Here is a 20,820-nt window from a genome sequence, read left to right as displayed (position 1 = left end):
TTAACTCTGGACACAAAAAATGACGATACTCGATACAATTATTGAACGAAAAAAAGAGGAAGTTGCTTCTGCAAAATTGCGCATTTCCCCTGACCGATTAAAAGATACAGCCTCTTTTGGAAGACCAACATATTCACTAAAAGAATCCATTAAAAATAAGAGCGGTATTATCGCTGAATTTAAAAGACAATCTCCTTCAAAAGGAATCATAAACAATAGTGTACAGCCTTTGGAAGTAGTTTCTGCTTACGAAAATTTTGGAGCCAGCGGAATTTCTATCCTGACTGACCATGATTTTTTCGGAGGAAATTTAAATGATGTTATAGATGTAAGAAATAATATTAACATTCCGATTCTGCGAAAAGATTTCATGATTGATGAATACCAGTTTTATGAAGCCAAAAGTATTGGGGCTGATGTCGTTTTACTGATTGCTTCATGCCTTTCACCTTCTCAGGTACAAGAATTCACAGAATTGGCTCATGAACTGAAAATGGAGGTTCTACTGGAAATTCATACGGAGGATGAACTGAAGCACTTTAATTCAAAAATCGACTTAGTTGGTATTAATAACAGGAATCTTAAAGATTTCAAGGTGGATCTGCAGCATTCGGTTCAGTTGAAAAACCAGCTTCCAAAAGAAGTTTTATCTGTTGCAGAAAGTGGTATTTACAGCCTTGAAGATTTCCAATTTTTAAAAGAAAAAGGATTTGACAGTTTCCTGATGGGAGAATATTTCATGAAAAATACAGATCCGGCCAAAGCTTTTGAAGAATTCGCGTCTCAAATTTAAAATAATCAACGATGAACCTCAAACCTACAACCTCAAACCTGCCACCTCAACTTAAAGTATGCGGTCTTACAAAACCGGATCAGATTCAGGAATTGATTTCTATGAAAGTAGATTTTCTTGGTTTCATCTTGTACAAAAAATCACCGAGATATGTTTTGAATCATCTGAGGCTGGAAGAGATATCAACCATTGATCATCAGGGAAAAGTAGGCGTTTTTGTCAATGAAGAAGTAGATATCATTGTAAAGATCGTTCAGCACGCAGATTTAAATTTTGTACAGCTTCATGGTGATGAAAATAATGATTTTATTGCTGAACTAAGACAAAAACTGAATCCTAAGGTTGGAATCATTAAAGCAATTAGAATAGAAAATATTGATTCTGACAACAAAGATAAAATAGCACAAACTCTTTCCTCCAACCTGCAACCTGTTACCTACTACCTATTCGATACTGACAGCAAAGCCTTTGGTGGAACGGGAAAACAATTCGACTGGAATATTCTGAATGAATTTGAAATTCCACTGCCCTACTTTTTAAGCGGCGGTATTTCTGAGGAAAATATAGGGAATATTAATACATTGAAACAACAGCCTTTTGCTTTGGATATCAATTCTAAATTTGAAACAGAGCCCGGAAATAAAAATATTAACAGCATAAAAAAGTTTAAAACTTTATATCAGCAAAATAAATAACACATAAAAACACACAAGGATGAATATACATTTGCTAAAGAAGACATTTTATAAAACATTATTTCCACCCAAATTTGGGAATGAAAAAATCCAGGATCTATACCACTTTGTTGCCCAGAACGACAGTACTACAGAACATTGGGAAGTGGGTGGATTATTGTCCGATTTCATTTGTATTATAAAAGATTTTGAAGAAAGTGATATTCAGTATTTTTTTGAAAGAATCAGCTTATGGAACAGCTATTATCTGGTCATTATTTCAGATAAATTTTTGGAAACCCATGTCAGATCAAGTATAAAATATGACTTGGGACTGATTTATGCTAAAATATTTCTGCTTTACGAAGATTCCGATCCTTATTATCTGATTGACAATCTGGAAATTGCCATTACCATGTATCAGTCGAAAATAGATAAAGCAACCTTAATTGATTTAATGCACAAAATAGAACTATTATATTATAAAAAACTGATTACTAAACAACAGCACGATTATCACCTCACATTTATTAATAGTTTAAACCCATGAAATATCAGATAAAAGAAACAAAAGATCTAACGGAAACCGAGATAAAACATATTCTTGAACTTTGGGACATTTCTGCATGGAACACCATGAAATCTCCCTATTTCCGGATGTTTTTCAAAGATTCGGAATTTCATTTTCTGATGGATAAAGATGAAAATATATTGGCAGTTTTGAGGGTAAATTTTGATTTTACCTTACAAATAGCAGACACAGCATATACTTTTGCAGAAGCTGTAGGACTTGTAGCCACTCATAAAAAGAAAGGATATGGTGCAGCTTTGGTAAAGAATTTCAAGGAAAACGTCATTCGGAGAAATTTGGAAACGATTGGTTTCTGTCATTCAGATCTCCGTTCCTTTTATGAAAAATGTGATATAGAAATTCTCCACGACAAAGCCAAAATGATCAAAGAAAGTATCGGTTCGGAGTGGGTAAATTCTGAAGATGATGATATTTTGATTTTTCATACTTCACAGGAAAGAAAAAAACTACTGAACCAGCTGAGTGCACAAAACAATGCTTATTTAACTATTAAAGAATAAAAAAATGAATTATAAAAACCCCGATGAAAACGGATATTATGGAGAGTTTGGAGGTGCTTTCATCCCCGAAATGCTCTATCCTAATGTAGAAGAACTGCAAAAAAACTATCTTGAAATCATAGAATCTGAAGATTTTCAGGCTGAATATCAGGATTTGCTGAAAAATTATGTAGGAAGAGCTACTCCACTCTATTTTGCTAAAAACTTAAGTCAAAAATACCAGACACAGATCTATTTGAAGCGGGAAGATCTCAACCATACCGGAGCTCACAAGATCAATAATGCTCTGGGACAGGTTTTACTGGCAAAACGTCTTGGAAAAACAAGGATTATTGCTGAAACCGGAGCAGGACAACATGGTGTTGCTACCGCTACAGCATGTGCTTTACTGGGGCTGGAGTGTATCGTCTATATGGGAGAAATTGATATTCAGAGACAGGCCCCAAACGTTGCAAGAATGAAAATGCTGGGTGCCGAAGTTGTAGCAGCTACTTCAGGTTCAAAAACGCTGAAAGATGCGGTGAATGAAGCATTACGAGACTGGATCAACAATCCTGTGACCACTCATTATGTGATTGGAAGCGTTGTGGGACCTCATCCTTTTCCGGATCTGGTGGCAAGATTTCAAAGTATTATTTCAAAAGAAATTAAAGAACAGCTTCAAGAGAAAATCGGAAGAGAAAACCCAGATTATGTGATTGCCTGTGTAGGTGGAGGAAGTAATGCTGCGGGAACTTTTTATCATTTTGTAGAGGAAAAAGAAGTGAAAATCATTGCTGCTGAAGCCGGAGGATTGGGAGTCAATTCAGGGAAATCTGCAGCGACTACCTTTTTAGGAACGCTTGGAGTTCTTCATGGAAGCAAAAGCCTTGTGATGCAGACGGAAGACGGACAGGTGATAGAGCCCCACTCTATTTCCGCAGGACTGGATTACCCTGGAATCGGACCTTTTCACGCGCATTTATTTAAAGAGAAAAGAGCCGAATTCTTTAGTATTAATGATGATGAAGCCTTACAATGTGCTTTTGAGCTGACCCGACTGGAAGGAATTATTCCGGCACTGGAAAGTTCTCATGCGCTGGCTGTTCTGGACAAGAAAAAATTTAATGAAAATGATGTTGTCGTTATTTGTCTGAGCGGCCGTGGAGATAAGGATATGGAAACGTATTTGAAAAATCTGTAAAATGTCGGATGTAAAATGTACAATGTATTTCCTATCCTAACTTTCAATACATTATACTTTATACATTATACTTTAATACAATAAAAAATGAAAAAACTAAATATATACTTCACAGCAGGAATTCCTCATCTGGAAGATACCGCTGATATTATAAAACTGATTCAGGATTCCGGAGCAGATATGATCGAAATCGGAATGCCTTATTCTGATCCTGTGGCAGACGGACCCGTGATCCAGAAAGCGCACGAGCTTGCTTTACAAAACGGAATGACTATCGAAAAGCTTTTATCTCAACTGAAAGCCATCAAAGATGAAATCAAAATTCCGATTATTCTGATGGGATACATCAATCCTGTTTTAAGTTTCGGATTTGAGAAATTCTGTGCAGCATGTTCGGAAAGTGGTGTTTCAGGATTGATCCTTCCAGACCTTCCTCCTATTGAGTTTGAGAAAAATTATCAACATATTTTAAAGCGGTATAATCTTAATTTCACTTTTCTGATAACTCCGGAAACGTCCGATGAAAGGATGATTTATCTGGATTCTTTAAGTTCAGGTTTTCTGTATGCAGTAAGCTCTTCTTCTACAACAGGTAATGAAAATGCCGTTGTAAAAAATGAGGACTACCTTTCCAGGGTAGCTTCTCTTCCACTCAAAAATCCGGTGATGATTGGGTTTGGGATCAAATCGAAAGAAGATTTTGAAAATGTTACAGAAAAAGCAGACGGTGGTATTATCGGAACAGCCTTTGTAAATATCCTGCTTCAGGATAGAGACTGGAAGAAAAGTGCTATAGATTTTATCCATTCCATAAAAGGGTAAAAATCACTAAATTTGTATATCAAAAATTGAAATGAATACAAATCTAAATAAAGCAGTAGAATTTGAAGATTTAGGAGTCAAAGAATATCAGCCAGCCTGGGATTATCAGGAACAGCTGATGAAAAATATCATTGACACCAAAATAAAAAACAGGGATCTTCCTGCAGAGGAGCATAGTACTACGCCCAATCACCTTCTTTTTGTAGAGCACCCTCACGTGTATACTTTGGGAAAAAGCGGGCACGAAGAAAATATGTTGGCCGGTATTGATAAGCTGAAAGAAATTGATGCTACTTTCGTAAAAGTAAACCGTGGCGGAGATATTACGTATCATGGGTACGGACAGGTTGTAGGCTACCCTATTCTGGATCTTGAAAACTTTTTCACTGATATTCATTTATATATGAGGAATCTGGAAGAAGTAATCATCAGAACCATTGCCGAATATGGGATTAAAGGAGAACGCTCACCTGGAGAAACAGGAGTATGGCTGGATGTAGGAAAACCCTATGCAAGAAAGATGTGTGCTATGGGAGTGAAAGCTTCCCGTTGGGTTACCCTGCACGGTTTTGCACTGAATGTAAATACGGATATGCGTTATTTTGAATACATCATTCCGTGTGGAATCAAAGACAAGCAGGTTACTTCTTTAAAAAGAGAACTTGAAAGAGAATTAACTCCTGAAGAAATGGAGGAACTCAAGGCTAAGATCAGAAAACATTTTGCAGAGGTATTTCAGGCAGAACTGATTTACAAATAGTCAAGTTTACTTACAATATAATAAACCCGGTTTCAATAGTTGAAACCGGGTTTATTATATGATAATGTTATTTTATTCGCTTAGACTATCCACAACGTTTGTCATTCCGCAGGAATCCAGACACAGAAAGCTTGTGATAATGAATGAAGATAAAATAGGAGTTCAGATTCCTACAGAATGACAAAGCGAGTAAAGAAAAGATACGTACTAAAAACATCCGTATTCTAGTGATAAATTATCCATCCAACTTGTCTATTCCGTAGGAATTCAGACTGCAAGAATCAAAAAAATATTATTTTAATAATTTTCTATTTTCCCTGAACATCTCTATAAAAATTATCATTTTTCTGCCTTTTCAATATCATAAAATCAATAAAACAACAGAATTATTTATTTTTTTCAAAAAAACTCTTGCATGTATTTTAATTTTTATTACTTTTAATCTCACAAAATAGTGAACTATTACAGTTAAAAAGTTCACTGAAAATTAACCACCAAAATATAAAAACTATGAAAAAATTTCTGTTATCCATGATGGTATTCGTGACGATGCTGTCATTCAATGCCTGTTCGGATTCAGGTGCCAATCAGGATCCCAATCTTGTTGCTAAAGAGTCTAATGAAATCGCAATGAAAGACTTTGGTAAAACTGTTCCGGTAGGGATTGAAAAAGAAGATGGAAAATTTAGAGTTTCCTTTATGGTTTCCGCTCAACCTTATCAAATTAAGGATACCAAAGAAAATGCGGGATTTATCTCCATGATCAAAGAAGCTGTAGAAAATGAAACGCCTGTTCAGATTTTTCTGAAAGCTAATTCTAATGAAATAGCAAAGGTTGAAAAAGCAACAGCTGATGACATCCGTTATTTCAAATCTGTTTTCAATAAAGAAGAGAGAGGAGACAGCAAAAAAGCAGTGAGTGTTATTCCTAACCTGGCAACACTGAACAGCTTATTTACGCAGATTAAAAACCAGTCTTGTGGAACTTCTACGGCATCTTCACCATGTATTACATTCAGATATCCTGTGGATGGCTGCTATGCAAGAGCACACAAAATGAGACAAATCCTTTTGAATGCAGGTTATGACTGTGAAAAACAATTCGTGTATGGTAACCTTAGAGCATCTACAGGAACATGCTGCGTTTCGTGGGTATATCACGTAGCCATTTTGGTAAGCTTCAAAAATGCTTCAGGAATTGTTGAAAAAAGAATCATTGACCCATCATTATTCTCCAGCGGACCTGTAACTGACGCTGCATGGAGAGCTGCATGTACCAATACAAGCTGTGGATCTGCTTCTGTTTCTTCTTATGCCAATACAGCAGGAAACGTATACTACAGAAGTCCATCAGGATCTTTATTATATGATAACAATTATGTAAATACCAACTGTGTATTAAACATATTCTCATCCCTGTCAGGATGTTCTCCTTCCCCAGCACCTAGTGTAGCAAGCTGTGGATTTTAACTAATTTATATAGAGCTCCTGCATGTATTTTGATATATTGCAGGAGCTTTTTACTTAATCTCTTTTATTATGAAAGCCTGGTCCTATCTACTATTACTATTTATTATGATTACATCCTGTTCCGGTAATTCCAGTTCACAGAACTTGACATGGTACAATAATGCCACTATTTCCAACATCATGGAAGATCCCGATAAACCGAATGAAGTGGTGCGTGTCGCTATTGGAATTAGTGCACAGGTTTTTTATCTTTCAAAAAAATCACCGGAATACAAAAGCCTAATGGAAAAAGCAACCCAAAGCTTAAAAAAAGGTAAGACCTATAATATCGGCATTGAAAATAAAACTAATATCATCAAAGAAATTAAAGAGGTCAAATAATCCGGATTATCTGATCACAGAAATCCCGGCATCCACTTTCACTTCTGCTCCGTGAATGTATGAAGCTTCTTCTGAAGCGAGAAACAGAACTACATTGGCTATTTCTGACGGTTCGCCCTGCCTTTTAAAAGGGATAGTAGGAATAATATCATCAATGGCACTTTCAATCTGCTCTCCCGTTAAGCCTGTATTATTAAAAATATTGGTTTTAATATGCCCTGGGCTCACTCCGTTGACGCGGATGCCACGTTCTGTAAGTTCCACTGCAAAAGTTTTAATGAACGACTGTACTGCTGATTTGGCTGCAGAATAGACTGAAAAATTAGGCATGGCAATTTCCGTAGCTACTGAAGTATTGAAAATAACGGAACTTCCTCTTTTCATCAATGGTAATACCTGCTGTACTGTAAAAAAAGGGCCTTTTACCAGCATATTAAAAAGCTCATCAAACTGGTTTTCATCTACATATTCCAGCGGAGCAAATCTTCCGTATCCCGCATTGGCAAAGACCATATCAATATGCACTGAATATTTTCTGACTTCCTGCTGAAGATTCATCAGATCTTTTATATTTCCTGCATTGGATACAATCCCGAAAGCATCTTCTCCAAGCTTTTCCAAAGCATTATTCACTGTTTCTTCACTTCTCCCTGTAATAATCACTCTTCCTCCATCTTCTATAAATTTCTGAGCGGTAGCCAAACCCATTCCATTGGTTCCTCCCGTAATTAAGGCCGTTTTGTTTTTAAATCTTTGCATTGTTTTTAGTTTAAAATTCTATGGCAAAGATTGGAATTCAAAGGCTTTGAAAAAATCCGAATCATGTTGAAATGATTAAAACTGAAACTAAAAAATTTCTCATTATCATCTTCATTTATTACCTTTTTAAGTTTATCAATAATTGCCATCAATAAAATCTTTCAAAATTAAATTGCGCACAATTAAATTGAACGTACATTTGTACTGTTAATTTACTTCAACATTAAAATAGAGGTGATAAAACACAAAGTAGTTTAATTTAAAAACAAAATAAAAATGTCATTAATAGAAAATTTAAACTGGAGACACGCTGTAAAAGCTTATGATCCTACCAAAAAAGTTTCACAGGAAGACCTTAATACTATTTTAGAATCAGCAAGACTAGCTCCTACTTCATCCGGATTGCAGCCTTTCCGAATCATTGTAGTGGAAAACCAGGAACTGAAAGAAAAAATGGTAGCAGGTGCTTTAAACCCTGAAGTAATGAGAGATTCTTCTCACGTTTTGGTCTTTGCAGCATGGGACAGTTATTCTAATGAAAAAATTGACAAAGTTTACGATTATCATACCGATGTAAGAGACCTTCCGAGAGGACGTTTCGGCAGCTATACTGACACCATCAAAAAAATGTACGGAGCACAGACTGCTGAAGAGCATTTTGCCCATACTGCCCGTCAGACTTATATTGCCTTAGGAATTGCTCTTGCACAGGCTGCAGAACTTAAAATTGACAGTACTCCTGCAGAAGGTTTCAACAATGCTGTGGTGGATGAAGTATTGGGATTGAAAGAACTAGGATTAAAAAGTGTAACTCTTTTATATCTTGGATACCGTGACGAAGCTAATGACTGGCTTTCTTCTATGAAAAAAGTCAGAATTCCAATGGATGAATTTATCATAAAAAAGTAATACCTTCATCGAATCTTTCGTACTCAAAAATTATGGAAAATCCGAAAACACCCAAACTAGAAAACCAGATTTGCTTCCCGTTATATGTAATTGCCAAAGAGATTACAGGGCTTTACCGTCCTTTTCTTGATGAACTGGGCATTACGTATCCGCAGTATCTTGTGATGATGATATTATGGGATGGTGACGGACTTACGGTAACCCATATCGGAGAAAAACTGTATCTGGACAGTGGTACGTTAACCCCTCTTCTTAAAAGGCTGGAATCTAAAGGATTTATTAACAGAAAAAGAAAAAAAGAGGACGAAAGAGTGGTTGAAGTATTTTTAGACGAAGCAGGAAAACAGCTTCAGCAGAAGGCTTGTGAAATTCCGGGAAAAATTCAGGAAAAACTGGGGATACAACCGGAGGAGCTGCTGCACCTTAAAGACACAGTACTAAAAATATTAAACAAAATAGAAAAATAAATGAAAACATTATATACCACTCAGGTTACTGCAAAAGGAGGCAGAAACGGACATGTGAAAAGTGAAAACGGAGTTTTGGAACTTGATGTAAGATTGCCAAAAGGTCTGGGAGGAGCAAATGATGATTTTGCCAATCCTGAAATGCTTTTTGCAGCAGGATATTCTGCATGTTTCGACAGTGCTCTGAACAGGGTCATCAGTCTTTCTAAAGTGAAAACCGGAGAAACAACAGTTACTGCTCAGGTAAGCATAGGCCAACTTGAGAATGGAGGTTTCGGACTGGCTGCAGAATTAGATGTTAACATTCCCGGAGTTTCTCTTGAAGAAGCACAGGCTTTGACAGAAAAGGCACACCAGATCTGCCCTTACTCTAATGCTACCCGAAATAATATGGAGGTGAAGCTTGCAGTAACCAACAACGATTAATCCAATTTTTTTTAAGCATAGTTATAACGAAAGGAGCTGTTTCCATGGAAACAGCTCCTTTTTATTTTATTTTCCCACAGATTTCTCAGATGATTATTATTGTAATTGATTATTCAGCTAATAATTTTGTATAAAATAGAGTAATTTTACCTGATGGAAATCATTATAGATATTGTTTGTCAGGTATATGCAGGACAAAAATCAAAAAAGACAATAGATCTCGTTCTGAACACCTTCCTTCCCGGTTATGAAAAATTAAATCTTAATTATACCTACCCAAGGCATGATAAAAAATATATTTTTAAAACAGAAGACGAAATGGTTGGTTATTTCATCGAAAACCCTGCCCTTGACCAAACTTTTTACTGGAATAAATATCATGATAATCCGGACAAAATAATGGTGGGCGCTAATATTACAGATGATGACAGGCTTATCATGAGCTTAACAGTGGATACGACGGTAGAGAAAAGGGATATGTACTTCAATAAGCTAAAAAAAGTTTTACAATCAGATATCGGGGTAATTACTTATGTGTATCCCGCAGATTATGAAGATGGAGAAGATTTTATTATAAAATATGGTTAGGAAACAGAAATGTACTTAACCTTATAACAACTTATCATCATTCATCACTTGTAATTCATCATTACCTTCTGTCTTTCATTACATCATTTTTCTGATAGGCATCTACTTTTTTATAGGAATCATTTTTCTCTTTTTCTTTTTTATCGGAAATCAGAATTCCGAAAAGATGGTCGATTTCATGTTGAAAAATAACTGCTGTAAAACCTTCTACAATTTCTGAATATTTCTGTCCTTTGAGATCAACATATTCCAGCTGAATGACTTTGCTTCTGTAAAACTGATCTCTGAAATCGGGAATAGACAAATCACCTTCAGGACCAAGATTCTGCAAGTCAGAACGCCATACAATTACCGGATTGATAAAATATTCCAGCGGAGTTCCTTCCTTATCAAAACGCTGTACCCAGATGATCTTTCTGTTAATTCCAACCTGAGGAGCCGCAATTCCTACTCCACCATCTGTTGAAAGAAGGGATTCTTTCATTCTTTTTACCAGAACAGCTGTATTGGGATCAAGAGGATCTGCTTCTGAAGAAGTATTCAGCAATGTTTGATGCTGATTATTGTCCGTAGTCTGATAGATGGGTAATGCAGCACTTACATCTCCCTGATTTATGATGGAAAGCTCATGGGAAGTCAGTTTTTGTGCAGTGAACAGTCCGGTAAAAAAGATCAGCAGGATGGGTAATTTCTTCATATTTTTTGAATATAGAACAAAGGTAAATATTGTAGAATAAAAATGATTATTAATCCATGAATTTAAGTTTTGGCTAAAGCCAATAGAAGTTGATAAAAAAATAAACGGGCTAAAGCCCGTTTCTATTGAATATTTTTGTCTTTTAATAGTTTAAAAAGTCTTCGTCATGTCACCCGGAATAATCAGATTGAAATCTGTCGGGATATAGTCTTTGGCTGGAACTTTCAGTTCAGGATCGTCTGATTCAAAAACAGAAATTACCGCCATTTTCAGGTTAGGATTTTTCTGTTTGATGTACCAATAGATTCCCCCAAATTCTTTACTGTGATAGTTTCCGTTGTAATGGATGAATGTTTTTCCGGCCTGGAAGTTTTTCAGGATAGATTCAGCCATTGTAGCATCTTTTGTAGCCTGCGCTGAAATGAAATTCATCACTTTTGTTCCTTCTGCATGATCTCCCATCATCTTTTTCATTTCCGGATATCCAGGAGTATCTAACGTTACTTTGATAGGCAGCTGAGCAATGTAAGTTTTCTCTTTTTCGCTTAATTTATTTAAGGATTCAAGGCCTTCTTTTGCCGTTTGAGAGGCATATCTTCTTGGGATATTGGTAGCAATAAAATTCAACTTTTTATCCTTAGCAAAATCTACCAGAGGCTTGTAATCTGTTGCATAATTGTTCCATAAACGGGCAGAATCTTTCAAAGTTTTAGCATCAAATTTCCCATTTAAATATTGATCCAGTTGACTCTGATTATCTCTTTCAAACATTTCTGCTCCTAAGATCAGCTGACCGTTCTTTTTGGCAAACAATGCTTCTGTAATTTTAAGCTGAAGCCAGTGATTGACAGAACTATTATGATTCTCACCAAAAAAGACGACATCATAATCTGAAAGTTCTTTTACCAGCTTTTCCGTCTTTACTTCTTTTCCTTTTTTATCATAAAATTGATACGCTTTTAAGTCCTGTGCCTTTAATGAACAGAAACCGGCAAAAAGTATCGCTATGAAAATATTCTTCATTATATTTTATATTTAATCCCAAATTACACAAATATTCTGGTAGCTGCAGATTACTTGTCATAAAAAAGACCGCTTTGAATTTTACAAACAAAACGGTCCCATTCAAATCATCTAATTATTATTTCTCTAATGCAGCTACAAGGTCCTTCCACTCCTGAAGCTCAGGAATTCCAGGCTTTCTTTTTCCGAAGAACTGAACGATGAAGTCTCCTTCATTGTTAAATACTTCGATAGCGGTTACTTCTCCGTCTTCAGTTGGTTTTTTCACGATCCATGCTTCAGCAATTTTTGTTACATCAAGGTGTAAGTTGAAATCAGGATCCATCACGTTGAACCATTGTTGATGCCAAAGTGTTTTCTTCACATTTCCTGTATGGATCTGAATGATTCCTCTGTTTCCAACGAAAACCATAATCGGTGTATTTTTTTCAGAAGCATCTTCAAGGATGTTCACTACTTTAGCGTTATCAATTTTCTTTGCAAACCCTTCCGGAGCCAATCTTAATGCCTGCGTTCTGCTTACTCCATATTTTCTGGTCATCATGAAGAAATCATGAGTATCTTTCAATTCTGTCCATGCTTTTTTGAAACCTTCCACATCAATGTCTGAATCAGCTTTTTCAGCCTGTTTTGGAGCTACTGCTTCAAAAGTCAGCGTCTGATTCTGATCTTCTGCTCTGAATTTTTCTACGATCGCATCGAAAGCAGCTTCATTACTGTCTTTCGTCAGATAAATCTTGTGAAGTGCCAGACCATCTTTTCCGAAAAACTGAAGGCTTTTCTTCTCTCCTTCCAATACTGCAAAAGCAAATTTCCAGTGGTTAAGGAAAATTCTAAGATCGATATCTTCACCCACAAAAAGCTGTGCATGAGGGCTGCTGAAATCTCCGTTCAGATAAGTTCCTTTTCTTTCATGAACACACTCATCATTACGGGTAAGAGCCATTACTTTTCCTAATTGCTCAGCTTCTGTAAGGATTCCCTGGAAATCCGGGTTCAGGACCGTAACGCCTTCTCCAATGCTTGTTGCCAATAATTCTGCCTCACTTACTTCTAACTGTGCTGCTGCATTTCTTATTCTGATATGTGGATTTTCTGCTTTCAGAGCTTCCCATTTTTCCTTTAAATCATTAACTAATGTGCTCATTACTTTACTTTTTTATGGTTAAAATTGTATAAATTCTTCGTATTGTTTCGTTTCCTGTTTTACTTTTTATTTCTTCTTCTCTTTCAGAAGTTTTCATTCTTTTAAATTGGCTTTTGGAGACCAGTTCTTCCATTTCGTTATTGCTGTACAAGGTAAAATCATATTCCGTAAACGGCAGCTTTTCCATGAACACTCTTTGTCCAAACGTAAGAACGAATGTTCCGTCATCTTTTAAAACTCTGTAGATCTCATTTAGAAATTCTACCGGATTTTCCCAGAAATATACCGTGTTTACAGTGAATATTTTATCAAAAGATTTATCCCGAAAAGGAAGCCTTTTGCCTTCATACAGAACAAAATCTGCTTCGCTTTCAAATTCTTTATTGAGCCTTTTAGCTTCATTGTGCATGGTCTCAGAAATATCAATTCCTGTATATCTGAGGTTTTTAGCAAGACTCATTAAGCTTTTCAGATGGGCAGCATTTCCGTGTCCTATTTCAAGAATCTGTTGCTCATCGTCTATCACAAGTGTTTTGATGCTTTCTAACGTCATGCTAATGTTGGTAGCATTCATCATTTCACCAATCTCGATGCCTTTTTCCCCCTGAGGGTTGGCAAGATTCTGTGCGAGGATTTTGAGTTCGTCTTTTTCCATGGTTATCCAAAAATGATCATTGGGTTATTGGTAATAGGATGTCCGCAGATGGTACAGGGAAAGTTATAAGCATTGCTGATATTTTCTTCAGTAAAAACTTCCTCTGGTGTTCCATAGGCGGAAACCTGTCCTGATTTCATTAATAAAATCTTATCTGCAAACTGTGCAGCAAGGTTCAGATCATGTAAAACAACAATAGCACTGTTGGCTTTTTTGGTGAAATTTTTGATAATTTCCAATGCTTTGTACTGATGTTTTATATCCAAATTATTCAAAGGCTCGTCCAGAAAAACCAGCTTATGCACAATTTCATTTTCAAGCTGTGCCATTACTCTTGATAGGTGTACACGTTGTTTTTCTCCTCCTGAAAGTGTATTGTATTCTCTTTCTTTAAGATGAAAAATATCAGTTTCGTACATCATATTGTTCATGGCTTCAAGGTCTTCTTTTCCGGGTTGGGCATCAAAATACGGATATCTTCCCATCATGATTACATCCTTCACCTCAAGCGGAATATCGTTGCTGTTATGTTGTGAAAACTTTGCTTTGTGTTTGGAAAGCTCTCTGATATTCCATTCTCTGATTGGTTTATCTTTAAATAAAACTTTGTTATTGCCGGATTTCACTTCATCTGCCAATACGCTCAGAAGGCTTGACTTCCCTGCTCCGTTGGGTCCTACAATAGCCAGAAATTCACCGTATTCCAGAGAGACATCTACCCCGTCCAGGATACGAAATTCTTTATGTTTATAATTAATCTGGTGTGCCTTGATCATTACAGTGATTTTTTAAATTTAACCAAAATAGCGATAAAAATAGGTCCTCCCATTAAGGCAGTTAAAATCCCGATCGGTAGTTCTGACGGTGCTACAATACTTCTGCTGAAGGTATCTGCCGTCAATAACAAAATACTTCCACACATAGCTGACAATGGCAAAATAAAAGCATAATTGGATTTGAATAACAATCTTAAAATATAAGGTACAATAAGACCTACAAAACCAATTGTTCCTGAGAATGCCACACAGCTACCAACCATCAATGCCACGATGATAATAATCTGCTTTTTCAGTTTTTCCACATTGATTCCCAAATGTTGTGCATCTTTCTCTCCCAGCATCATTGCGTTCAATGCTTTTCCTTTTGGAAGTAAAATAATGTAAGCAATAATTGCAACAATGGCCAGAATGATATTCTTCGTCCATGTAGCGGCTGCCAGACTTCCTAAATTCCAAAAAGTAAGATCTCTAAGCTGTTCATCTTTTGAGATATAGATTAAAAAGCCTGTTATCGAAAAGCCGATCGCTGTTATCGCAACTCCGGTAAGCAACATCATCACCACATTGGTTTTTCCTCCGCTTGTTGAAATTCTGTACACCAACATCATTGATAAAAAAGAACCTATAAAAGCTGCTATTCCTACCAGTGAAAATTGTACAGCTTCAGGAAGATATTCTTTGAAATGTCCTCCTAAAACAATCGCAATAGCTGCCAGCAACGTTGCTCCTGATGTAAGTCCTATTAAATCTCCTGTTGCCAGAGGATTCTTGAAAAGTCCCTGAAGACTCGTCCCTGAAACCGACAACATACTTCCTACTAAAATAGCCATGATAATTCTGGCTGCTCTTACGTCCCAAATCACATATTTATCACTCAATGATAAATGGGGATCTCCTTTTATAAATTGCCAGAGTGCCCTGAACGGAGAGTTATCTCCAAAATCATAAACCCCTGTATTAAGTGACAGTACTGCTATAATGATAAGCAGTACCGCACTTATAATAAGATAAAAGTATAGTTTACTTTGTGCTTTCAATTAAAAGTTTGTTTAATCCTACTGCTGCTTCTCCTACTCTTGGTCCGAAACCTGATACTAAACCTCCGTCCATAGCAATGATTTTCTTGTTTTTCCCTGCATTGGTCTGAGATACTCCCGGCATTTTTAGCGCACCTTCATTTCCTCCTGCGCCCTGTAAACCAGTTTCAAAGAAGAACAATACATCAGGATTAGCTTTTACAACGGCTTCCGGTGTTAATGGTTTGAAATCTTCAAAATCAGTGACTGCATTTTCTCCTCCTGCAAGGGTAATTAATGAAGCCATTGGGGTATTTTTACCGCTTACCATCAGCATATTTCCTCTGGCATAGATGAACAATACTTTTGGTTTTTTAGCAATAGGCTGTACCTGTTTAAGATCAGCATCAATTTTATCGTTTAATTTCTGATAATCTGTATTTCCGATCGCTTTTGCTACTTGTTCAATCAGTTTCTTAGTTCCGTCAACGGTGTATTCCTGTTTGAAAACTTCTGTTTTAATACCTGAAGATTTGATTTTCCCCATTAGTTCCGGGTTGATATCTTTATCAGAAGCCAGAATCAAAGTAGGGTTTACAGCCATGATCGGCTCAATCGTCATTGATCTCATGTGTCCTAAATCTTTAGCTGTTGCTTTTAAAGAGGCAGGATAAGTACTGGTAACATCTGTTGCAACGATTTCTTTTTCGTGGCCTAAAGCAGCTACGATTTCAGTAATTCCTCCGTTCAGTGTTACTATTTTATTGTTGGTTTTTGGTGCTTCAGAAGTAGTTTCTGTAGTATTTTCTTTTGCTCCTGCTTCTGCTTTTTTGCAAGAATATACTGCTACAAGTACAGAAGCTGCAAGGATGAATTTTTTCATGATATACTATTATTTGATTATTTATAAAGGTTCGAATTCAAAATTGGTGTATCCTCTTTCTCCTTTTGTATTTTTCATGGTATTGAATCTCAGCTTGAAATAAAAACCTTCAGCATCTTTCAAAACAAAGAAACGGTCTGCGTACACAAAAGGAACAGGATTGGATGCTGTACCGGTAGTGGTTCTCCATTTATCACCAATCGCTCTCTGGTCATTGAAAACAAATTTTGCAGCCTCTACATCTTTCAGTTTAAATGCATTGTAAGCAGCATCAAGACTTCCTGTAACCGTTACCTGATAAGCTCCCACACCATTCAGGGTATTCGTTGCTACAAAGTCAGCATAAAAATAACTTCCGGCACTGGTAGTAGGTCCCATGAATACTTCATTGGTAAATGTTGTGAAGACCAGATCCCATTTTTTCTTCTTAGGCTGAATTTTTACAGGAGTTCCTGTTTTCAGGTTGAAGAATGAGAAGTTGTATTCTGTATCTTTCGTAATAAGATATTCTTTGATATCTGTTCCTGTTGCATTCACATCGGCATAACGGATTTTATATCCATTCTGAGCTCTCAGGATCTGAATTTTTTTCCATCCTCTCGGATCACCGGACAATGAAACAGAACCAGCTCCGATATTGGCAGCAGAAGGTATTTCTCTTCCCAGATTGATCAAATAGACAGGATTATCAACATCATTTTCTTTGATTGGATCAATTCCTGAAGTTTGATTTAAGAAGTCTCCGTTCGGATTGTCAACGTATTTCATGTTGGCAGCATCAAATGTTCCTACCTGGGCAATATCTTTTAAACTTGAAATATCAGTTTCCTTTACTTTACTGATGTCTGAAGCATTGGGTATTTTGATCACTGTCATCGCAAGAGACCCATTCATAATCACTCTGTAAGCATCGCCAGTGTAAAAACCAAGGTCCCAGTCTGTTCTGCTATTGACCGCAGGATTGGTATAATCACTTAAATCGATCCAAACCTGATTAGGTTCTGTAGGACCGCCAACTTGCACACTTACTTCTGATCCTGTCATAGGAGGAACCGAAACCGGATCTTCGTCTGCAGATAAACAAGACTGTGTGGCAGCCATGATAGAAAGAACAGACAATATTTTTAGATACTTCATAATAGTAACTTTATTATTTAAAATTGAAACATTAATCGGGCAAAATAGCTTCTGCCATAGAATAAATTAACAAACCCATTCGCTGCAGTATGGGCTGAGCCTGCCACTGCTGTAGAGTTTAATCTTGTTACATCGAATATATTTTTCACCCCTGCGGAAATTTCAAAATGCTTGTTCCAGAAAGGCTGACTCACAATGAAATCCATCATATGAAAGCTATCTACTTTTCCAAGACGGAAGTCGTTGGCTCCATCAGATACATAAAGTCTGTCCGGACCTGTGAATTTGTAGTAAAGGGCAAAATTGGTATCGGTACTTTTCAGTTTGTAGGTTGCTGAAGCGCCTGCCTGTACCAGATACTGGAAGTCTGTAGGGGAAGAAGATTTCAAATCAATCATCGATACTGATGTTCCGCTTACAGATCCTCTTAAAGACAAAGCAAACTGATCTTTTCTGAAATCTACATTAGCTGAAACCAATAGATTTTTAAATTTATTAATGTTCATGTATTTGTAGGTGGAAGGCTCCTTTATCATCACCAATTCAATCCTGTCACGTACATCCAGATATAATGCATCTACTCCATAAGCGATTTTCCACCCATTGTCTACTGCAAAATTCTGGTTCCAGAAAAGGCCTGCTGAGAATCCTTTTTCTGGGTTCAAATCAGGATTTCCTTGCACATCATGATTGATATTTACAAAATAGGTGTACAGTTCTTCATATTTAGGGTAGCGGTTGGCCGATCCTACCACTGCTCTAAGGTTTGAATTCTCAGAAGTTTTATATCTTGAGGATAAAGAGTAATTGTATTGATTGCTGAAGTTCTCACTAAGAGATAATCTTACTCCCGGTCTCAAAGAGAATTTGTCTGAAACATTCCATTCCGCAGAAAGGAAATTGGAATAGGTAAAGATTTTTCTTTTTACGGCTTCACCAAAGAAATCTCCGGCCATTTGAGAAGCGTAACCATTGGTATAATCTAGCTCATACCCTAACTGAAAATCAAAAACTTTACTATCCAGGAAGTTACTGAACATCCCTCTGGAGTAGATAACATCTGTTTTATAATAAGACTTTTCGTCCTGACGGCTTTTTATGGTTCTGTTGGGAATATCGTAAACATAGTCATAATATTTTCTGTCCTGGTTCTGATAGGAGAAGTCTCCCATATATCGGATATGCCCCAGGTTGGTTTGAATATTGAATTGGTGAACCCAACGGTCTGTATTGTATCTTTTGTCTCTGCTTTCATAAGCAACTCCACCCAATCCGTCATTAAGAGGATTTCTGTTGACCTCAGGATTGTAGAAGTTGAATTTTTCATTCAGATAAGACAGTTTGTAGAAGAATGTAGTTTTGTTTTTGGTATATCTTAACAAAGCAGAAGCATCGTACTGATCTTTCGGGTTCCATTCATATCCTCTTTTGTTATCCTGTCCGAAATACTTGTAGCCTTTACTTTCTCCTTCATATCCCATAAACTGGTTATGATTGAAATTGATGCTTGCAAACCATTCATTATTGATATTATAATCTACATTCAGATTCTGAATATGTCTGCCGTTTCCTCTTTTCTTAAGATCATAATTGTCTCTCACTGTTTCTTCCTGCAATGAGCCCCTTACACTGATCTTTTTGGTACTGGATTTCTTGGTAATAATGTTGATGACTCCGGCAACAGCACCGTTTCCGTACTCAACTCCCATACTTCCTTTTACAATTTCGATTCTTTCGATATTGCTTAAAGCAATTTTAGTAAGGTCAATATTACTCCCAAGCCCTGTATCCCCTACTACCGGAATATTGTCTATAAGGATTTTTACATAATCACCATTAAGTCCCATAATCTTGGCTGTAGAATTTCCTGAACGGGAATCCGGGGTAATCTGTATATTAAGACTTTGATTTAAAACCTCGGCAACATTGGTAGCCGCCATATTTTTAATCTGTTCTGCATCAATTACCTCAACCTTATATATTGATTTGTTTACAGACTGTTGCATGTATTGTCCTGTAATAACAACTTCTTCAATTTTCTTTTGATTAAGAGAATCCTTTTCTTGTGCATTTACCCATAAGGCTACGGATAATGATAGAACGGAAAGCACTTTCTTCTTCATAAGGGTACAAATTTTCGACAAATATAAAACTTTATTTAGACTCATTAAAAATAATTACATATTTTTGTGGAATAATTCTAAATAAAAATAATCTCATGAAATTAAAATTACTTTTAGGAGCTCTGATGTTTACAGCCTTAACGGCAAATGCTCAGGTGTCTAACATCAATGAAAATTTCAACAACTTTACCGCTGGGAACACAACTTTCCCACAATTTGGATGGTCTGCCATCGTTGCACCGATAACAGGTGAGTTTCCTCCTGTACCTCCAAGAATGATTGTAGCAGGAGATTCTAATAGATTCGTTCAGTCGTATGCAGGAAACAATGCAACAGGTTCTTCTTATCTGATCACTCCACAGATTGAAACTCCAACAGGAAATAAAACTTTGACTTTTGATACTACATTGGTATCTCCATCTCCTGGTCCGGGAAGCATTCAGATAGGAGTAGCATCCAACCCTGCAGATATGTCAACCTTCGTTCCTGTAGGAAACCCTATTAATGTATCGGTTATTGGTACAGTACAGAATATCAGTGTTAATATTCCGGCATCCACAGGTTCATACATTGTATTTAAGTTCACTCCTACTGCTACTCACGTAGCAATCCAGGTAGATAATGTAGTGTATAGCACGACTGCTTCTTTAGGCGTATCAGACAACAATAAATCAACAGAAAATTTCAGATTTGCCTTAAATTCTGATCAGTCTGCAATAGAATTCATTGTAAAAAAAGATCCTAAAAACATTCAGATCTATTCTGCAGCAGGACAAAAAGCAGCGGAAGGGAAACTGAACGGACAAAGATTTGATATCAGCGCTCTTCAATCAGGAGTATATTTTATGAATATTGAAACTGCAGAAGGAAAAACAATTCAATCAAAATTCATCAAAAAATAAGGTTTATTAGACTATTATTTGCCTTTTTTAAAGCCGGCAGGATCGCTCCTTCCGGCTTTTTCATGACCATTTTTTTATCTTCCTGATGCCGATTAAAATAAAAACACGATAAAAATCATGTTTTTATTTAGACT

24 protein-coding genes are annotated in these 20,820 nt (G+C 36.5%); 14 read left to right on the top strand and 10 right to left on the bottom strand.

Translation table 11 applies throughout. The features are described from left to right. The first annotated feature begins 19 nt into the window (after window positions 1–19). The 9 genes from trpC to BUE84_RS07500 all read left to right on the top strand — a co-directional run bounded on the left by trpC (window position 20) and on the right by BUE84_RS07500 (window position 7,175). Window positions 20–793, top strand: coding sequence for an indole-3-glycerol phosphate synthase TrpC (gene trpC, locus BUE84_RS07540; RefSeq protein ID WP_079241104.1), 774 nt, complete (start codon window positions 20–22; stop codon window positions 791–793). An 11-nt stretch (window positions 794–804) separates the two neighbouring features. Continuing rightward, window positions 805–1,488, top strand: coding sequence for a phosphoribosylanthranilate isomerase (locus BUE84_RS07535; protein ID WP_079241103.1), 684 nt, complete (start codon window positions 805–807; stop codon window positions 1,486–1,488). Window positions 1,489–1,507: 19 nt separating this feature from the next. Then, complete coding sequence (locus tag BUE84_RS07530; protein ID WP_079241102.1) at window positions 1,508–2,017, top strand: hypothetical protein; 510 nt, start codon at window positions 1,508–1,510, stop codon at window positions 2,015–2,017. Continuing rightward, complete coding sequence (locus BUE84_RS07525) at window positions 2,014–2,559, top strand: GNAT family N-acetyltransferase (RefSeq protein WP_079241101.1); 546 nt, start codon at window positions 2,014–2,016, stop codon at window positions 2,557–2,559. Before BUE84_RS07530 ends, BUE84_RS07525 begins: the two co-directional genes overlap by 4 nt. 4 nt (window positions 2,560–2,563) lie before the next feature. Further along, the gene (trpB, locus tag BUE84_RS07520) at window positions 2,564–3,742 is read left to right on the top strand and encodes a tryptophan synthase subunit beta (protein ID WP_079241100.1); all 1,179 of its coding nucleotides are present in this window, start codon (window positions 2,564–2,566) and stop codon (window positions 3,740–3,742) included. Window positions 3,743–3,829: 87 nt separating this feature from the next. After that, entirely contained in the window at window positions 3,830–4,564 is a 735-nt protein-coding gene (gene trpA, locus BUE84_RS07515) for a tryptophan synthase subunit alpha (RefSeq protein ID WP_079241099.1), read from the top strand. Window positions 4,565–4,595: 31 nt separating this feature from the next. Further along, window positions 4,596–5,324, top strand: coding sequence for a lipoyl(octanoyl) transferase LipB (lipB, locus tag BUE84_RS07510; RefSeq protein WP_079241098.1), 729 nt, complete (start codon window positions 4,596–4,598; stop codon window positions 5,322–5,324). 510 nt (window positions 5,325–5,834) lie between these two features. Further along, the gene (locus tag BUE84_RS07505) at window positions 5,835–6,794 is read left to right on the top strand and encodes a protein-glutamine glutaminase (RefSeq protein ID WP_079241097.1); all 960 of its coding nucleotides are present in this window, start codon (window positions 5,835–5,837) and stop codon (window positions 6,792–6,794) included. Between the two features lie 69 nt (window positions 6,795–6,863). Continuing rightward, window positions 6,864–7,175 carry a hypothetical protein gene (locus tag BUE84_RS07500; protein WP_145953223.1) on the top strand — a complete coding sequence of 104 codons (312 nt, stop codon included), beginning with the start codon at window positions 6,864–6,866 and terminating at the stop codon, window positions 7,173–7,175. Between the two features lie 6 nt (window positions 7,176–7,181). Here BUE84_RS07500 and BUE84_RS07495 read toward each other — a convergent pair whose 3' ends face one another. Further along, the gene (locus tag BUE84_RS07495; RefSeq protein WP_079241095.1) at window positions 7,182–7,934 is read right to left on the bottom strand and encodes an SDR family oxidoreductase; all 753 of its coding nucleotides are present in this window, start codon (window positions 7,932–7,934) and stop codon (window positions 7,182–7,184) included. A 276-nt stretch (window positions 7,935–8,210) separates the two neighbouring features. Here BUE84_RS07495 and BUE84_RS07490 point away from each other — a divergent pair, with 276 nt between their 5' ends. The 4 genes from BUE84_RS07490 to BUE84_RS07475 all read left to right on the top strand — a co-directional run bounded on the left by BUE84_RS07490 (window position 8,211) and on the right by BUE84_RS07475 (window position 10,324). Next, window positions 8,211–8,843: an NAD(P)H-dependent oxidoreductase gene (locus BUE84_RS07490; protein ID WP_079241094.1), complete on the top strand. Its 633-nt coding sequence runs from the start codon at window positions 8,211–8,213 to the stop codon at window positions 8,841–8,843. Between the two features lie 32 nt (window positions 8,844–8,875). Then, the gene (locus BUE84_RS07485; protein ID WP_079241093.1) at window positions 8,876–9,310 is read left to right on the top strand and encodes a MarR family winged helix-turn-helix transcriptional regulator; all 435 of its coding nucleotides are present in this window, start codon (window positions 8,876–8,878) and stop codon (window positions 9,308–9,310) included. Then, window positions 9,311–9,736 (top strand): organic hydroperoxide resistance protein, encoded by a 426-nt coding sequence (locus tag BUE84_RS07480; protein ID WP_079241092.1) that lies wholly within the window; start codon window positions 9,311–9,313, stop codon window positions 9,734–9,736. It abuts the gene before it with no gap. A gap of 153 nt (window positions 9,737–9,889) precedes the next feature. Further along, complete coding sequence (locus BUE84_RS07475) at window positions 9,890–10,324, top strand: hypothetical protein (protein WP_079241091.1); 435 nt, start codon at window positions 9,890–9,892, stop codon at window positions 10,322–10,324. 61 nt (window positions 10,325–10,385) lie between these two features. Here BUE84_RS07475 and BUE84_RS07470 read toward each other — a convergent pair whose 3' ends face one another. The 9 genes from BUE84_RS07470 to BUE84_RS07430 form a co-directional block, all read right to left on the bottom strand. Next, entirely contained in the window at window positions 10,386–11,021 is a 636-nt protein-coding gene (locus BUE84_RS07470; protein WP_079241090.1) for a peptide deformylase, read from the bottom strand. 150 nt (window positions 11,022–11,171) lie between these two features. After that, window positions 11,172–12,044 carry a ChaN family lipoprotein gene (locus BUE84_RS07465; protein ID WP_079241089.1) on the bottom strand — a complete coding sequence of 291 codons (873 nt, stop codon included), beginning with the start codon at window positions 12,042–12,044 and terminating at the stop codon, window positions 11,172–11,174. Window positions 12,045–12,162: 118 nt separating this feature from the next. Beyond that, entirely contained in the window at window positions 12,163–13,191 is a 1,029-nt protein-coding gene (locus tag BUE84_RS07460; protein WP_079241088.1) for a hemin-degrading factor, read from the bottom strand. A gap of 4 nt (window positions 13,192–13,195) precedes the next feature. After that, window positions 13,196–13,846, bottom strand: a complete 651-nt coding sequence (locus BUE84_RS07455; protein ID WP_079241087.1) for a class I SAM-dependent methyltransferase — start codon at window positions 13,844–13,846, stop codon at window positions 13,196–13,198. Between the two features lie 2 nt (window positions 13,847–13,848). Continuing rightward, window positions 13,849–14,622: a heme ABC transporter ATP-binding protein gene (locus BUE84_RS07450; RefSeq protein WP_079241086.1), complete on the bottom strand. Its 774-nt coding sequence runs from the start codon at window positions 14,620–14,622 to the stop codon at window positions 13,849–13,851. Next, the gene (locus BUE84_RS07445) at window positions 14,622–15,662 is read right to left on the bottom strand and encodes a FecCD family ABC transporter permease (protein WP_079241085.1); all 1,041 of its coding nucleotides are present in this window, start codon (window positions 15,660–15,662) and stop codon (window positions 14,622–14,624) included. Before BUE84_RS07445 ends, BUE84_RS07450 begins: the two co-directional genes overlap by 1 nt. Continuing rightward, window positions 15,646–16,524: a hemin ABC transporter substrate-binding protein gene (locus BUE84_RS07440; RefSeq protein WP_079241084.1), complete on the bottom strand. Its 879-nt coding sequence runs from the start codon at window positions 16,522–16,524 to the stop codon at window positions 15,646–15,648. The genes BUE84_RS07445 and BUE84_RS07440 overlap by 17 nt, the downstream gene beginning before the upstream one ends. 21 nt (window positions 16,525–16,545) lie before the next feature. Further along, window positions 16,546–17,661 carry an HmuY family protein gene (locus BUE84_RS07435; RefSeq protein WP_238594385.1) on the bottom strand — a complete coding sequence of 372 codons (1,116 nt, stop codon included), beginning with the start codon at window positions 17,659–17,661 and terminating at the stop codon, window positions 16,546–16,548. A gap of 17 nt (window positions 17,662–17,678) precedes the next feature. Continuing rightward, window positions 17,679–19,784 (bottom strand): TonB-dependent receptor plug domain-containing protein, encoded by a 2,106-nt coding sequence (locus BUE84_RS07430; protein WP_079241082.1) that lies wholly within the window; start codon window positions 19,782–19,784, stop codon window positions 17,679–17,681. A 95-nt stretch (window positions 19,785–19,879) separates the two neighbouring features. Between BUE84_RS07430 and BUE84_RS07425 the strand changes: the two genes are divergently transcribed. Beyond that, window positions 19,880–20,686, top strand: coding sequence for a T9SS-dependent choice-of-anchor J family protein (locus BUE84_RS07425; protein ID WP_079241081.1), 807 nt, complete (start codon window positions 19,880–19,882; stop codon window positions 20,684–20,686). Window positions 20,687–20,820: the final 134 nt, after the last annotated feature.

The organism is Chryseobacterium indologenes (assembly GCF_002025665.1).
Lineage (GTDB): Bacteria > Bacteroidota > Bacteroidia > Flavobacteriales > Weeksellaceae > Chryseobacterium > Chryseobacterium metallicongregator.
The sequence above is the reverse complement of the archived record's forward strand: the minus strand, read 5'-3'. Positions and strand labels throughout refer to the sequence as shown.